This window comes from Mesorhizobium sp. M0522 (assembly GCF_040321085.1).
GTDB lineage: Bacteria > Pseudomonadota > Alphaproteobacteria > Rhizobiales > Rhizobiaceae > Mesorhizobium.
Window position 1 is genome coordinate 1 of record NZ_JAMYQW010000029.1, and the last position, 13,865, is coordinate 13,865.

The window sequence follows — 13,865 nt, forward strand, 5'->3', positions numbered from 1 at the left end:
GCAGAGCCGGCTTTACGCAATAGGTAATGCTGCCGCCTTTCGGCGCGTCGGGATTGACGTAGTTGAAATGCTCGTAGTCGGATGGCAGCGCCGGCTCGCCCTGCATGGCAAGCGCGTGCACCGGTTCCGACAGGGCCGGCTGCAGGGAAAGGCCGACAAACAAGATTGCGGCGATCAGCCAAACGACAACGCGGCCCATGACCGTCTCCTTCCCGATTCGATGCGCAGCATACATGAGCCGGTCGTGCACCGGCCAACCCCTTGAGCCTATCCCTTGGCCAAGATTCGCGAGACCCGGGCTGGATTCGGCACCGCTTGCAGTGTAACACGCCGTCCGAAGTCATTCTGTTGCCTCATTTCGGCAACAGGTAGCTGGACCACACGGCATGAAAAAAGCCGGTTCCGGGATCATTTGAGAGGAATGCACGACATGACGAGCCTGAACAGCAACGCGTACCGCCTGTCGGTCATGGCCGCTGGCGTGGTCGGCATTCTGGGCGCCGGGATTCCCGCTGCTTCCGCGCAGCAGCAACAGCAGATTCCGCAAGGCTGGTTCAAGGCCTGCACCAAGCAGGAAGACGTCGACATCTGCAATGTCCAGAACATCACCACCGCCGGCAATGGCCAGCTCATCACCGGCGTCAGCCTGATCGAATTGAAGGGCAAGGTGAACCGCAAGGTGTTCCAGGTGACGGTTCCGACCGGCCGTCTCGTTCCTCCCGGCATCGGCCTCCAGATCGACGGCGGCAAGCCGCAGAAGCTCGACTATGTGATCTGTTTTCCGGATCGCTGCGTGGCGGAAGTGCCGCTGAGCGATCAGCTTGTCGCATCCTTCAAGAAGGGATCGGCGCTGACGCTCACCTCGGTCAATTTCCAGAACCAGCCGAACCCGATCAAGATTGCGCTGACCGGCTTCAGCGGCGCCTTCGACGGCCCGCCGCTGCAGCAGTCGGATATCGAGGACCGGCAGAAAAAGCTCCAGGAGTTCGTCGCCAAGAACAATCAGGACTTTGCCAAGAAGCTCAAGGAAGAGCAGGAAAAGGCGAAGGCCGCCAACTGATCGACGGGTTTCGGACCAATAAAAAAGCGGGGTTCATGCCCCGCTTTTTTCGTTTGGACCGGCTGTTTGTCGGGTCCAGCCATGTCTCAGGCCTGTCCCAGTCCAGCCAGATTCCGACTAAGTCAATGTCTCAATTGGTGCTTCGGCTCGTAGCGCCCGTCCGGCTTCTTGTCGAACATTTCACCAATCTGCGGATGCCGGACCGGTTCGCCCGACCGGTCCTCGAGCAAATTCTGTTCGGACACATAGGCAATGTATTCCGTTTCGGAATTCTCGGCGAGCAGATGATAGAAAGGCTGGTCCTTGCGCGGCCGCACGTCAGCGGGTATCGCCTCGTACCATTCGTCCGTATTGGCGAATTGCGGATCGACGTCGAAAATGACGCCGCGGAACGGAAACAGCCGGTGCCGAACCACCTGTCCGATCGAGAATTTGGCTGTCTTCATCGCACTCACCACTTGAACTTCTTGAACGCCACGCATCCTGGAACACGCAAGGAACGCTCCAGGACTTTAGATTCTTACGCACCGGTCCGGCAAAGACTGGCCCAGACCTAAAGGTCGACATCGTCATTATTTGGCGCAGACGCCGCGTCAATTCAATCCCGATCCCCTTGATGCCGGGTTGAGCATCGCGAGATGCGGATCAAGGGCGGTGGCCAAGATCGCTATCGCTCAGCCGATTTTCGCAATCCGCCAAAAAACGCCGCAAAACCGCTGCCGGGTCGAAGACCCTCGCGCATGAAAAACGCCCGCAACGGCGCAAGCCCCTCAAGCGCGCCCAGGCCAGCGCTGCGCGCCAGCTGGGCCGGCAGCATGTCGGAAAGCAACGACATGTTCAGCAGGTTGACCGCGCTGCTGCGCGCCAGAATGTCCGGCCGCCGCTTGAAATCATAGGCTGCAAGCGCCTTGGCGACGCCCGGGTCCGAGCGGTTCCTGCTTGCGGCACCAATCAGGTCGTCGATGTCCCGGATGCCGAGATTGAGGCCTTGCGCGCCGATTGGGGGAAACACGTGGGCGGCTTCGCCGACTAGGGCTACGCGGCGCTGCGCAAACCGCCACGGGCTCACCGCTGAAAGGGGGTAGACCTGTCGGCCGGGCTCAACCGACACGCGGCCCAACATCGATTGCATCCGCTGTTCGACCCGCGTCGAAAGCTCGGCGTCGTCGAGTGCTGCAAGGTCCTTGGCGATATCGGGTTCGAGCACCCAGACAAGGCTGGACCGGTTGCCGGGCAGGGGAACCTGTGTGAACGGACCGGTCTCGGTGTGGAATTCGGTCGAGGTGAAGGCATGGTCGCTGCGGTGACCGAAATTGAGCACCAACGCCGCCTGCGGATAGGATCGGATCGAGGTCCGGATGCCGGCTGCCTCGCGGGCCGGCGACTGACGGCCATCGGCGGCAACTGCCAACGATGCCTCAACCTCGCTGCCGTCGGCGAGAACGGCATGGGCATGGTCGGCATCGAGGCGCCATGCCTCCACCATCGACTTTCGCCATTCGATGCCCGAATGCGCGACAGCCTCGGCTAGCGTGCGGTTGAGAACGCTGTTGGGCAAGTTCAGCCCGAATTGCTCTTCGTTGATCTCGCTGGCGCGAAAGGTCACTGTCGGGCTGCGGATCAGCCGGTTGGTTGCGTCAACGATACGCATCACCTTGAGCGGCGCTGCGTGCGGCCTGATTCCGTCGAAGATCCCTAGCCGTTCGAACATCTTCAGGGCAGGGTTCATCAAGGCTGTCGTCCGGCCGTCGGGGCCGGCTGCATCGGGTCCGACGAGCGTCACGGGAAAGCCCGCCTCGGCAAAGCCAAGCGCCGCGATCAGCCCCGCAGGGCCGCTGCCGGCGACCAGTATCCGTGCTGTTTCCCGATGGTTCAAATTCGGCTTCCGGATTGCGAGGTGAGGCCCGTCCGACCTGCTGGTCCATATAGGTCAGGTGATGCGGCTTGATCAACGCGGCGATTCGGCCCATTCGGTTGCCATGACCGGCCAACAAGACGATTTCAGCCACCTCGACGGCACCGGCCGCGCGATGGCGAGCGTTGCGCGCAGCCCTCGACTGACGGTGAGCGTCGTTGCCGGCATGGGCATCGCCCTTGCCTGGCTCCTTCTCGGCGCAATGGCAGTTCGGGGGGCGGTGAGCCGGCTCCCGGGCGCCGATGTACCCGGCGACGCCGTGCTGGAATACCTGCCGCAACTGCCGCTGCCGGATTTCCTTGCGCGTTTCTTCGCCCTTTGCCTGCCGCCGGCGCCGCTTCGCGCAAGCGTAGGCGCGCAAGGCGGGGCACTCACCGCGATGTGGCTGTTGATGGCCATCGCATTTTCCGGCTCTGTATGGAGCAGGGCCTGTGGTGCCTTGGATGCTGCTGGGCGCTGATGCTGGTAATGTTTGCCGTCGGTGTGATGAACGTGTTCTGGATGGCACTGATCGGCTTGTTCAGCCTGGTCGAAAAACAGACGGCAGGCAATCTGCCGACGCGGTTGGGCGGTGCGATACTGCTTGTCTGGGCAGCCGCGCTACTAGTAGTCTCGGCATGAGGGGGAGAATTCGATGACAGATCAAAACTGGGCAATGAAGGGAGAGCTCATCCTTTCCTGCAATTGCACGGTTTTTTGCCCTTGCGTTCTGTCGCTCGGCAATCATCCGCCTACGGAAGGCTATTGCCAAACCTGGGCGGGGTTCCGGATCGATGCCGGCCATTTCGGCGAGGTCGACCTGTCCGGCCTCAATCTTGGGCTGGTCATGGAAATCCCCGGTTATATGAGCCGCGGCAACTGGACGGCGGGCCTGTTCATCGACAAGCGCGCCTCGGTTTACGCTGTGAAGGGACTGACGAAGATATTCACCGGCAAGGCCGGTGGAACCACATCGCTGCTCTCCATCCTGGTCGGACAGTTCCTCGGCGCCGAGCAGGTGCCGATCACCTACGAGACGCGTGCGAAAACACGCATCTTTCAGATACCGAAGATCATCGATGGTGCGGTGACGCCAATCACCGGCAAGGATCGCGACAAGGATGCGGTCATCAGCAATTCGGAATACTGGATTGCGCCGGAAATCATCGTCGCCAAATCCGACAAGAGCAAAATGCGGGCCTTTGGCCGCAACTGGAACTTTGCTGGCCGTTCGGCCGAAATCTGCAAGCTGGACTGGCGGGGCCCGTGAGCAAGAAGACGACGGCCAGGAAAATCGCCGACCGGATTCCGCGGCCGAAGAAGAAAGTCACATGGCCTCAGGCGCGGGCGTTCTCGGTCCATCTCTTGACCGCGTCGGGCTCATTCCTGGCGTTTCTGTCGCTAGTGGCAGCAAGCGAGCAGCGCTGGACGGCGATGTTCTGGTGGCTGGGGCTGGCGCTTTTCGTCGACGGCATCGACGGGCCGATCGCCAGGAAGCTCGATGTCAAGGAAATCCTGCCGACTTGGTCGGGCGAACTGCTCGACAACATCATCGACTACGTGACCTACGTGTTGATTCCGGCCTTCGCGCTCTATCAGCGCGGCTTCATGGGCGAGCGCCTGTCGTTCCTGTCGGCGGCGATCATCGTGGTGTCGAGCGCAATCTACTATGCCGATACCGGCATGAAGACGAAGGAGAATTTCTTCAAGGGCTTTCCGGTCGTCTGGAACATGGTGGTGTTCACGCTGTTCGTCATCGAGCCCGGACAATGGGTTTCTTTCGCGGTGGTCGTGGTGGCCGCCATTCTCACCTTCGTGCCGATCAATTTCATCCATCCGGTGCGGGTGAAGCGGCTGCGGCCGATCAATCTCGGCATGACGCTGCTTTGGTGCGCTTTCGGCGCGCTGGCGCTGGCGCAGGCCGCACTTGCCTCCTTCTACGACCAGATCGGCGTGCTGGGCGAGCAGGTCAGCGATTTCATCAAGTTCGGGATTACGTTCACCGGGCTTTACCTCGCCTGCATCGGCGCTATCATGCAGTTCTTCCCAAATCTCGGCGCCAAGTCGGATAAGAAAGCCTGATCCCAAGAGAGCCAGAAAATGTCCAAAGCGATCCGCATCCATGCCCATGGCGGCCCGGAGGTCCTGACCTATGAGGATGCCGATCCCGGGCAGCCGGGCTCGGGACAGATCCTGGTCAAGCATACCGCGATCGGTCTCAATTTCATCGACGTCTATTATCGCTCTGGCCTTTATCCGCCGCAGGGCGGATTTCCGCTGGTCCCTGGCGGCGAGGCGGCCGGCGTGGTCTTGGATGTCGGCTCGGATGTCGACTGGCTCAAACCCGGCGATCGCATCGCCTACGCCGTGACGACCGGCGCCTATGCCGGGCAGCGCGTGATCGCCGCCGACCGCGTGGTGAAGGTGCCGGACGGCATCAGCGACGAACAGGCCGCAGCCATGATGCTAAAGGGCATGACCGCCGAATATCTGTTGCGTCGTACATTCAAGGTGAAAGCCGGCGACACGATCCTGTTTCATGCGGCGGCCGGCGGTGTCGGGCTGATCCTCGGCCAATGGGCCAAGCATCTCGGCGCGACAGTGATCGGCACGGCGAGTTCCACCGACAAGATCGAGCTCGCCAAGGCGCATGGCTTCGACCACGTGATCAACTATCGCGAACAGGATTTCGTGGCCGGCGTTGCCGCTATCACCGGTGGCAAGAAATGCGACGTTGTCTACGATTCAGTCGGCAACGACACATTTCCAGCCTCGCTCGATTGCCTGCGGCCGCTCGGCACTTTCGTCAGCTTCGGTCAATCGTCTGGGCCGATCCCGCCCTTCAGCATCTCGTTGCTGGCGCAGAAGGGCTCGCTGTTCGCAACGCGGCCGACGCTGTTCGTCTATAATGCCAGGCGCGAAGACCTCGAGGCTTCCGCCGCCGCCTTGTTCGGTGTGGTGCTCAGCGGCGCCGTCAAGATCAAGATCAACCAGCGTTACGCGCTCAGCGAGGCCGGCAAAGCGCATTCCGATCTCGAAGGGCGCCGGACCACCGGGACAACAATACTTATCCCTTAGGCGCCCGCAGTTTCGGGCCGCCGATGCCGCCGTTCTTGCGAACTGCTCTTTACCGCTTGAGTTTCCGCTGAAATTCTTGAAGCTCTTTCAAGTCGTGAGGCGCTTACCGTAGAGAGCAGCCCGCGCATACGATGGTTGCGGGAACACAGAACATGTCTGGCAAACCAGATGGAGGCACCGTGAGTGCAGATCAGGACGGCGCAAACCTACTTGAGGTTCGCGGCCTCACAAAGATATTCGGCACGTTGACGGCGTGCGACCATGTCGATCTCAACATCGCCAAGGGCGAGATCCATGCGTTGCTTGGCGAGAACGGCGCCGGCAAGTCGACCCTGGTGAAAATGCTGTTTGGATCGCTGGAACCGAATTCCGGCGAGATTTTCTGGAATGGCCAGGCGGTCAGGATCACCAGCCCCGGCACCGCAAAAAAGCTCGGCATCGGCATGGTTTTCCAGCATTTTTCCCTGTTCGAAGCGCTGACGGCGGCGGAGAACATCGCGCTGTCGCTGGATGACGGCTCGCCGATCAGCACGATCGCGGCCAAGGCGAGGGCGCTCTCCTACAGTTACGGCCTGCCTCTCGATCCGCTATCGCTGGTCGGTGATCTGTCGGTCGGCGAGCGTCAGCGTATCGAAATCATCCGCTGCCTGCTGCAGACGCCGCAACTCATCATCCTCGACGAACCAACTTCGGTGCTGACGCCGCAGGAGGCCGATAAGTTGTTCGAGACGCTCGAACGGCTGCGTTCGGAAGGAAAGTCCATCCTCTACATTTCGCACCGGCTGGAAGAGGTCAAACGGATCTGCGACCGCGCCACCGTGCTGCGTCACGGCAAGGTGGTCGGCCATTGCAATCCGCGCCAGGAAACCGCGTCTTCGTTGGCGCGGATGATGGTCGGCAACGAGGTGCTGGCCGTGGTGCGGGCGCCGGCCGAGGGTATCGAGACCGCGCCGGTGCTGCTTCAAATCCGCGAACTCACCCGCAAGCCGGCGACCCCGTTCTCGATCCCGCTCAGGAACATCAATCTCGAGGTCCGCGCCGGCGAGGTGATCGGCATTGCCGGTGTGGCCGGCAACGGCCAGGGCGAATTCTTCGAATCCGTTTCCGGCGAGGTGCTGCAGCAGGATGCCGGCTCGGTCCGCATCCGCGGCAAGGATGCCGGCGGCCTCACCATCACCGGCAGGCGCCTGATGGGCGCTGCCTTCGTCCCGGAAGAGCGGCTCGGCCATGGCGCAGCACCGCGCATGAAGCTTTCGGAGAACCTGCTTCTGTCGCGCCACGCCACCGATGGCAAGATGTTTGTCGGCGCCGGTGGAATGGTCAAGGGCGATGCGATCCATACCGCTGCCCAGCGCATCATAAAGGCAATGGACGTGCGCAAGAGCGCGCCGGATCCGGAGGCTGCGGCTCTTTCGGGCGGCAATCTGCAGAAATTCATCGTTGGCCGCGAACTCGACCGCCGGCCGAGCGTCTTGGTGGTCAATCAGCCGACCTGGGGGGTCGACGCGGGTGCGGCGGCCCACATCCGCCAGGCGCTGATCGAACTGGCGCGCAGCGGCTCGGCGGTGCTGGTGATCAGCCAGGACCTCGACGAGCTGTTCGAGATTTCCGATGCGATCACGGTCATGCACAATGGCGAACTGTCGAAGCCGCTGCCGATAGCTGAAGCGACATTCGAGAAAATCGGGCTGCTGATGGGCGGCGCCGAACCCGGTCATGCCGAACATACGCTGGAGACGGCTTGATGCGCCTCGAACTTGTAAAACGCCCGCAGCGCTCGATGCTGTTTTCGGCACTCTCGCCTTTCATCGCTTTCGTTTTGACGATCATTGCCGGTGCCATCATGTTCGCGCTGCTCGGCGTCAACCCGTTGACTGCGTTCCGCATCTACTTCATCGAACCGATCAGCCAGGTGTGGCAGCTGCATGAGCTGGCGATCAAGGCCGCCCCCCTGATCCTGATCGCGGTCGGACTGTCGGTCTGCTACAAGGCCAACATCTGGAACATCGGCGCCGAAGGCCAGTTCATCCTGGGCGGCATTGTCGGCTCGATCATCCCCGTGCTGTTTCCGCAGTTCGAAGGCCCATTGGTGCTGCCGCTGATGCTTCTGCTCGGCATGGTCGGTGGGGCCGCCTATGCTGCAATCCCGGCACTGCTGAAGACGCGCTTCAACACCAACGAGATCCTGACCAGCCTGATGCTGGTCTATGTCGCCCAGCTCTTCCTCGATTGGCTCGTACGCGGGCCGTGGCGCGATCCGCAGGGCCACGGTTTCCCGCAGACCATCCAGTTCAACGACTCGGCCATACTGCCGGAACTCCTCCTGGAATCCGGCCGGGCAAACTGGGGATTTGTCTTCGCGCTGATCGCGGCGATACTGATCTGGATCCTGATGAGCCGTATGCTGAAAGGCTTCGAGGTCCGCGTGCTCGGCTCAAGTCCGAGGGCAGGGCGCTTCGCCGGGTTTGGCCTTAACCGCATGGTCTTCTTTGCCTTCCTGCTGTCGGGCGCACTGGCCGGACTTGCAGGGATTTCGGAGGTCTCGGGAGCCATCGGACAATTGCAGCCGGTGATCTCGCCCGGCTACGGATTTACCGCTATCATCGTGGCATTTCTCGGCCGGCTCAATCCGCTCGGCATCGTCGCCGCAGGCCTTGTGCTGGCGCTGACCTATCTGGGCGGCGAGGCAGTGCAAAGCGCGCTCGGCATCTCCGACAAGGTGGCGCGCGTGTTCCAGGGCATGCTTTTGTTCTTCGTGCTCGGCTGCGACACGCTCATCCATTACCGCATTCGCCTGACCGGCTTTTCCGCGCCGAAGCTCAAGGCAGCGCCGAAGCTGGAGGAAGCCCGCTGATGGACATCACCGTCAACATCCTCTTGACCATCGCGACGGCGGCGACGCCGCTGCTGATCGCGGCGATCGGCGAACTGGTGGTCGAACGTTCGGGTGTGCTCAATCTCGGCGTCGAAGGAATGATGATCATGGGTGCCGTCGGCGGTTTCGGCGCCGGCTATCTCACCGGCTCGCCTTGGATAGGGCTGTTGGCGGCAATCACCATGGGGGCAGTGTTCTCGCTGCTGTTCGCCGTCATGACGCTCTCGCTGGCCACCAATCAGGTGGCCACCGGCCTGTCGCTGACACTGCTCGGCCTCGGCCTTTCCGGCATGATGGGAACGAATTTTGTCGGCCAGCCCGGCGAAAGGCTGCCAAACCTCGATATTCCCGGCCTGACCGCAATCCCGGTCGTTGGCAGGCTGCTGTTCGGCCAGGATCCAATCTTCTACATCTCGATCGCGCTGACCGCCGCCGTCATGTGGTTCCTGTTCAAGACCCGCACCGGGCTCACGCTGCGCTCGATCGGCGACAGCCACGCATCCGCCCATGCGCTTGGCATCCACGTCATCCGCTACCGCTATCTCTCAGTGATTTTCGGCGGCGCTTGTGCCGGCCTCGCCGGCGGTCACCTATCGCTGGTCTACACACCGCAATGGGTGGAGAACATGACCGCCGGCCGCGGCTGGATCGCGCTGGCTCTGGTCGTCTTCGCCTCCTGGCGGCCATGGCGGGTGCTGGCCGGCGCCTATATTTTCGGCGCGATCTGGGTTGGCCAGCTTCACGTCCAAGCCATAAATCTGCAGGACTTCGTCGACGCGCCCTGGTTGCTCTACAAGTTAATTGCGTTCTTAAAATCGTTTCCCTCGCAACTGCTTTCTTCGCTGCCCTATCTGGCAACCGTCGTGGTTCTCGTTCTAATCTCGCGCAACAAGCGTTTGACGATGATGAACACGCCGGCCTCCTTGGGCCAGCCATTCGTTCCGGATCGTTGACAACAAAAAGACGGAAGCTCCAAGGCTTAACTCAGAGAGGTAACACAATGAAAAAACTGCTTATTGCCCTGATGGCGACGACGGCCGCATTGTCGCTGGCGGCATCAGCCCAGGCGGCGGACAAGCTGAAGGCGTGCTGGGTCTACACCGGCCCGATCGGCGATTTCGGCTACTCCTACCAGCACGACCAAGGCCGCCTCGAGGTGGAAAAGGCACTCGGCGACAAGGTCGAGACCGCCTATCTCGAAAACGTCTCCGAAGGCCCCGATGCCGACCGCGCCTTCGAGCGCCTGGCGCGCGAGGGATGCAAGATCATTTTCGGCACGTCCTTCGGCTTCATGGACCCGGAAGTGAAGATCGCCAAGAAATTCCCCAAGGTGATGTTCGAGCACGCCACCGGCTACAAGACGGCCGAAAATCTCGGCATCTACAATGCGCGTTTCTATGAAGGCCGCTACGTGCTTGGCCAGATCGCCGCCAAGCAATCGAAGTCGGGCGTCGCCGGCTACATCGTTTCCTTCCCGATCCCGGAAGTGGTGATGGGCATAAATTCCTTTATGCTCGGCGCACAGTCGATCAACCCGAACTTCAAGGCGAAGATCGTGTGGGTGAACTCCTGGTTCGATCCGGGCAAGGAGGCCGATGCTGCCAAGGCATTGTTCGACCAGGGCGCCGATATCATCGTCCAGCACACCGACTCGACCGCTGCCTTGCAGGTGGCGGAGGAGCGCAAGCTGCACGGCTTCGGCCAGTCCTCAGACATGATCAAGTTCGCGCCGCACGCGCAGCTGACCTCGCTGACCGACGAGTGGGGTCCCTACTACATCAGCCGGGTCCAGGCGGCGCTCGATGGCACCTGGAAGCCCGACAATGTCTGGCTTGGTATTAAGGACGGCGCCGTCAAGCTGGCGCCGTTCACCAACATGCCCGACGACGTCAAGGCGATGGCCGAAGCCACCACCAAGAAGATCGCCGACGGCTGGAACCCCTTCACCGGGCCGATCGCCAAGCAGGACGGCACACCTTGGCTGAAAGAGGGCGAGGTCGCCGACGACGCCACGTTGCTCGGCATGAATTTCTACGTGAAGGGCGTCGACGACAAGCTGCCGCAGTAGGTGGTCGGAAACATATCGAACAAAAGGGCGCCGCGCGGCGCCCTTTTCATTTTGGACGGAATATCAGACTGCTGAGCCGTAAAGGTCGTAAGCGTCGGCGCGCTCGATCTTGACCGTGACGATGTCGCCGGCGCGCATTGGCCGCCGCGACTGGATATGGACCGAACCGTCGATTTCGGGCGCGTCGTATTTCGTCCGGCCCTTGGCCGAATTGCCATGCGCCTCGTCGATCAGGACCGGCAGGCGCTTGCCAATTTTCTTGGTTAGCTGCGTTGCCGAAATCTTCTGCTGGCGCTGCATGAAGCGGTGCCAGCGGGCTTCCTTGATCTCCTGCGGCACTTGCTCGAGGCCGAGCTCGTTGGAGCGGGCGCCTCTGACCGGCTCGTATTTGAAACAGCCGGCGCGGTCGATCTTGGCCTCGTCCAGCCAGTCGAGCAGCATCTCGAAATCGTCATCCGTCTCGCCGGGGAAGCCGACGATGAAGGTGGAGCGGATGGCAAGGTCCGGGCAGATGTCGCGCCAGCCGCGAATACGCTCGAGCGTCTTTTCGCCATGAGCGGGCCGGCGCATGTTCTTCAGCACCTGCGGCGAGGCGTGCTGGAACGGAATGTCGAGATAGGGAACGATCTTGCCTTCGGCCATCAGTGGGATGACGTCTGCGACATGCGGGTAGGGATAGACATAGTGCATGCGCACCCAGACACCGAGCTTGCCCAGTTCTTCCGATAGATCGAGGAATTTCGCCCGCACTTCGCGATCGCCGAACATGCTGGTCTGGTATTTGATATCGATGCCGTAGGCGCTGGTATCCTGCGAGATGACGAGGATCTCCTTGACCCCGGCCTTGGCCAGCTTCTCGGCTTCGCGCAACACGTCGGCCGCCGGCCGCGATACGAGGTCGCCACGCAGCGCCGGGATGATGCAGAAGGTGCAGCGGTTGTTGCAGCCTTCCGAAATCTTGAGATACGCATAGTGGCGCGGCGTGAGCTTGACCCCTTGCGGCGGCAAAAGGTCGATGTGGGGATCATGGCTCGGGGGGGCAGCCTCATGCACCGCCGCCATCACGCTTTCATAAGCTTGTGGTCCGGTGATGGCGAGGACGTTCGGATGTCTTTCACGGATGACGTCCGGCTCGGCGCCGAGGCAGCCGGTGACGATAACTTTGCCATTCTCCGAAAGTGCGGAGCCGATGGCGTTGAGCGATTCGTCGCGAGCCGAATCGAGGAAGCCACAGGTGTTGACGACGACCAGGTCGGCGCCGTCGTGCTTGCGGGCGATCTCGTAGCCTTCGGCGCGCAGGCGGGTGATAATGCGCTCCGAATCCACAAGGGCTTTCGGGCATCCAAGGCTGACGAAACTGACTCGAGGGGCGGACATCTAAGCTTTTCCGGATTTTCAGGATTGGCGGCGCAGTATCACACTTGTCGCGGCATTGGTATGGGCAGCGGCTGCGGCGAAACGCAACCGCCAGCGTCGCCGAAGGCTCGCCGAAGCTGAAAGGCCGACCGATGAGAATTCGAGTCGGCGTGTCAGCTCACCGCACTGCTGACATGCGGCAAGACTTCCACCGCGCCCCGGTAGATCATATCGAGTGCGACATAGAAGATGATCAAAAGGCCGATATAGGCGATCCAGCGATGGCGGTGCAGCAGCTTGGCGATGAAGCTCGCGGCAAGGCCCATCAGCGCGATCGACAGGACGAGGCCTATCACCAGCACCTGGAAGTGATCGCGCGCCGCGCCGGCGACCGCCAGTACGTTGTCGAGCGACATCGACACGTCGGCGATGACGATCTGCAATGCCGCCTGACCCAAGGTCTTCTTGCGCGCCTTGCCGGCCACCATATCATCGCTGTTGATATCGGAATTGGACAGCGCTTCGGTCGCCTCCACCTCGTCGGCATACGACGTGCGCAGCTCGCGATACATCTTCCAGCACACCCACAGCAGCAAGATGCCGCCGGCCAGCAGCAGGCCGACAATCTGTAACAGGGTGACGGTGATCGCAGCAAAACCGATACGCAGCACCGTCGCCGCCACCACGCCGATGAGAATCGCTCTCTTGCGCTGCTCGACCGGCAAGCCCGCCGCGGCCAAGCCGATGACGATGGCGTTATCGCCTGCAAGCACGAGGTCGATGGCGATGACCTGGAGCAGGGCAGAGAAGCCCGCGGCAGTGAAAATTTCCATCGACTGGAAGTCCCTTGCTGGTTGGCCGACCGTTCGCGTCGAATGCCTGGAGGGCCTAACGTGTATGGTTCCCGCGCGTCAAGGGACTGGTTGGAACAAGGCCGGCAATATACAGAGTTTGCGACGATCGGCCCGAAACACCGGCAAAATGCGGCCACAGGTCGCGAATGCCTAGTTATAGAGATTGTATTTGGGCCAGTCGCTTTCCGGAATTTCATCACCGATCCGATAGCGGAGCTGCAGGACTTCCATATGGTCCGGCGCTGTTTCGCATTTGAATTTCAGCCGGTACCACTGTCCCTTGCTGCGAAACGCAGCACCCGGGCTCTTGATCGCATCGGCGCCCATTTCGGGCGTCGCAAAAGCGTAGGCGACGACACGATCGGCTTTGTATTTGTGGTCGTCGCGGGTAATCCGGTCGAGAATTTCGGCGTCGCATCGCTGCTCCAGCCGGGTTTGCGGATCGAGTTTCAGCAGGCCGGCGCGCAATGCGCTGTCCATTGCGCTGGCCGGCCAAGCCACTATCGTCCATGCGAGGACCGCAGAAAATAGTTTATTCATGGGCGGGAGAAGCACCATATTCGGGCGGAGAAATCAACCCGACGAAGCGCGGCTGCGCGGCGGGTGACAGTCTTCGCTTTGTGGCAGGTTGTTGATTACGCAATAGTATCACCGGTACTTTGGTATCGTTGCCACGATCA

At 61.4% G+C, this 13,865-nt stretch carries 15 protein-coding genes and 1 pseudogene; 10 read left to right on the forward strand and 6 right to left on the reverse strand.

Annotation, left to right across the window (positions count from 1 at the left end; translation table 11 throughout):
* Positions 1-199 (reverse strand): annotated as a pseudogene (locus NKI58_RS25420) (ABC transporter substrate-binding protein); the annotation flags it as partial.
* A 231-nt stretch (positions 200-430) separates the two neighbouring features.
* Here NKI58_RS25420 and NKI58_RS25425 point away from each other — a divergent pair.
* On the forward strand, positions 431-1,060 hold the full coding sequence (locus tag NKI58_RS25425) for an invasion associated locus B family protein (protein WP_352785077.1): 630 nt from the start codon (positions 431-433) through the stop codon (positions 1,058-1,060).
* A 122-nt stretch (positions 1,061-1,182) separates the two neighbouring features.
* Here the strand turns inward: NKI58_RS25425 and hspQ are convergent, their stop codons facing one another.
* Positions 1,183-1,506, reverse strand: a complete 324-nt coding sequence (gene hspQ / locus NKI58_RS25430) for a heat shock protein HspQ (protein WP_023675043.1) — start codon at positions 1,504-1,506, stop codon at positions 1,183-1,185.
* A 221-nt stretch (positions 1,507-1,727) separates the two neighbouring features.
* Positions 1,728-2,936 carry a UbiH/UbiF family hydroxylase gene (locus NKI58_RS25435; protein ID WP_352785074.1) on the reverse strand — a complete coding sequence of 403 codons (1,209 nt, stop codon included), beginning with the start codon at positions 2,934-2,936 and terminating at the stop codon, positions 1,728-1,730.
* A 103-nt stretch (positions 2,937-3,039) separates the two neighbouring features.
* On the opposite strand from NKI58_RS25435, the gene NKI58_RS25440 reads away from it, so the two are divergent.
* The 9 genes from NKI58_RS25440 (at position 3,040) to NKI58_RS25480 (ending at position 10,975) form a co-directional block, all read left to right on the forward strand.
* Positions 3,040-3,435, forward strand: coding sequence for a hypothetical protein (locus NKI58_RS25440; RefSeq protein ID WP_352785071.1), 396 nt, complete (start codon positions 3,040-3,042; stop codon positions 3,433-3,435).
* Positions 3,393-3,596, forward strand: a complete 204-nt coding sequence (locus NKI58_RS25445; protein ID WP_352785068.1) for a copper chaperone — start codon at positions 3,393-3,395, stop codon at positions 3,594-3,596. Before NKI58_RS25440 ends, NKI58_RS25445 begins: the two co-directional genes overlap by 43 nt.
* A gap of 13 nt (positions 3,597-3,609) precedes the next feature.
* Complete coding sequence (locus tag NKI58_RS25450) at positions 3,610-4,224, forward strand: DUF1326 domain-containing protein (RefSeq protein WP_352785067.1); 615 nt, start codon at positions 3,610-3,612, stop codon at positions 4,222-4,224.
* A gap of 35 nt (positions 4,225-4,259) precedes the next feature.
* Positions 4,260-5,036, forward strand: coding sequence for a phosphatidylcholine synthase (pcsA, locus tag NKI58_RS25455; RefSeq protein WP_502894454.1), 777 nt, complete (start codon positions 4,260-4,262; stop codon positions 5,034-5,036).
* A gap of 18 nt (positions 5,037-5,054) precedes the next feature.
* On the forward strand, positions 5,055-6,032 hold the full coding sequence (locus NKI58_RS25460; RefSeq protein ID WP_352785065.1) for a quinone oxidoreductase family protein: 978 nt from the start codon (positions 5,055-5,057) through the stop codon (positions 6,030-6,032).
* Between the two features lie 152 nt (positions 6,033-6,184).
* Positions 6,185-7,777, forward strand: coding sequence for an ABC transporter ATP-binding protein (locus NKI58_RS25465; RefSeq protein WP_502893792.1), 1,593 nt, complete (start codon positions 6,185-6,187; stop codon positions 7,775-7,777).
* Positions 7,774-8,886: an ABC transporter permease gene (locus NKI58_RS25470; RefSeq protein ID WP_352785062.1), complete on the forward strand. Its 1,113-nt coding sequence runs from the start codon at positions 7,774-7,776 to the stop codon at positions 8,884-8,886. Before NKI58_RS25465 ends, NKI58_RS25470 begins: the two co-directional genes overlap by 4 nt.
* Positions 8,886-9,860, forward strand: a complete 975-nt coding sequence (locus NKI58_RS25475) for an ABC transporter permease (RefSeq protein WP_352448916.1) — start codon at positions 8,886-8,888, stop codon at positions 9,858-9,860. The genes NKI58_RS25470 and NKI58_RS25475 overlap by 1 nt, the downstream gene beginning before the upstream one ends.
* A gap of 47 nt (positions 9,861-9,907) precedes the next feature.
* The gene (locus tag NKI58_RS25480; RefSeq protein WP_352568622.1) at positions 9,908-10,975 is read left to right on the forward strand and encodes a BMP family ABC transporter substrate-binding protein; all 1,068 of its coding nucleotides are present in this window, start codon (positions 9,908-9,910) and stop codon (positions 10,973-10,975) included.
* Positions 10,976-11,038: 63 nt separating this feature from the next.
* Here NKI58_RS25480 and rimO read toward each other — a convergent pair whose 3' ends face one another.
* The 3 genes from rimO to NKI58_RS25495 all read right to left on the reverse strand — a co-directional run bounded on the left by rimO (position 11,039) and on the right by NKI58_RS25495 (position 13,743).
* A complete protein-coding gene (rimO, locus tag NKI58_RS25485; RefSeq protein WP_352698865.1) occupies positions 11,039-12,352 on the reverse strand; it encodes a 30S ribosomal protein S12 methylthiotransferase RimO in 1,314 nt (437 codons plus the stop codon).
* A gap of 152 nt (positions 12,353-12,504) precedes the next feature.
* Positions 12,505-13,164, reverse strand: coding sequence for a TerC family protein (locus NKI58_RS25490; protein ID WP_023675054.1), 660 nt, complete (start codon positions 13,162-13,164; stop codon positions 12,505-12,507).
* Between the two features lie 171 nt (positions 13,165-13,335).
* Complete coding sequence (locus tag NKI58_RS25495) at positions 13,336-13,743, reverse strand: DUF930 domain-containing protein (RefSeq protein ID WP_352456770.1); 408 nt, start codon at positions 13,741-13,743, stop codon at positions 13,336-13,338.
* Positions 13,744-13,865: the final 122 nt, after the last annotated feature.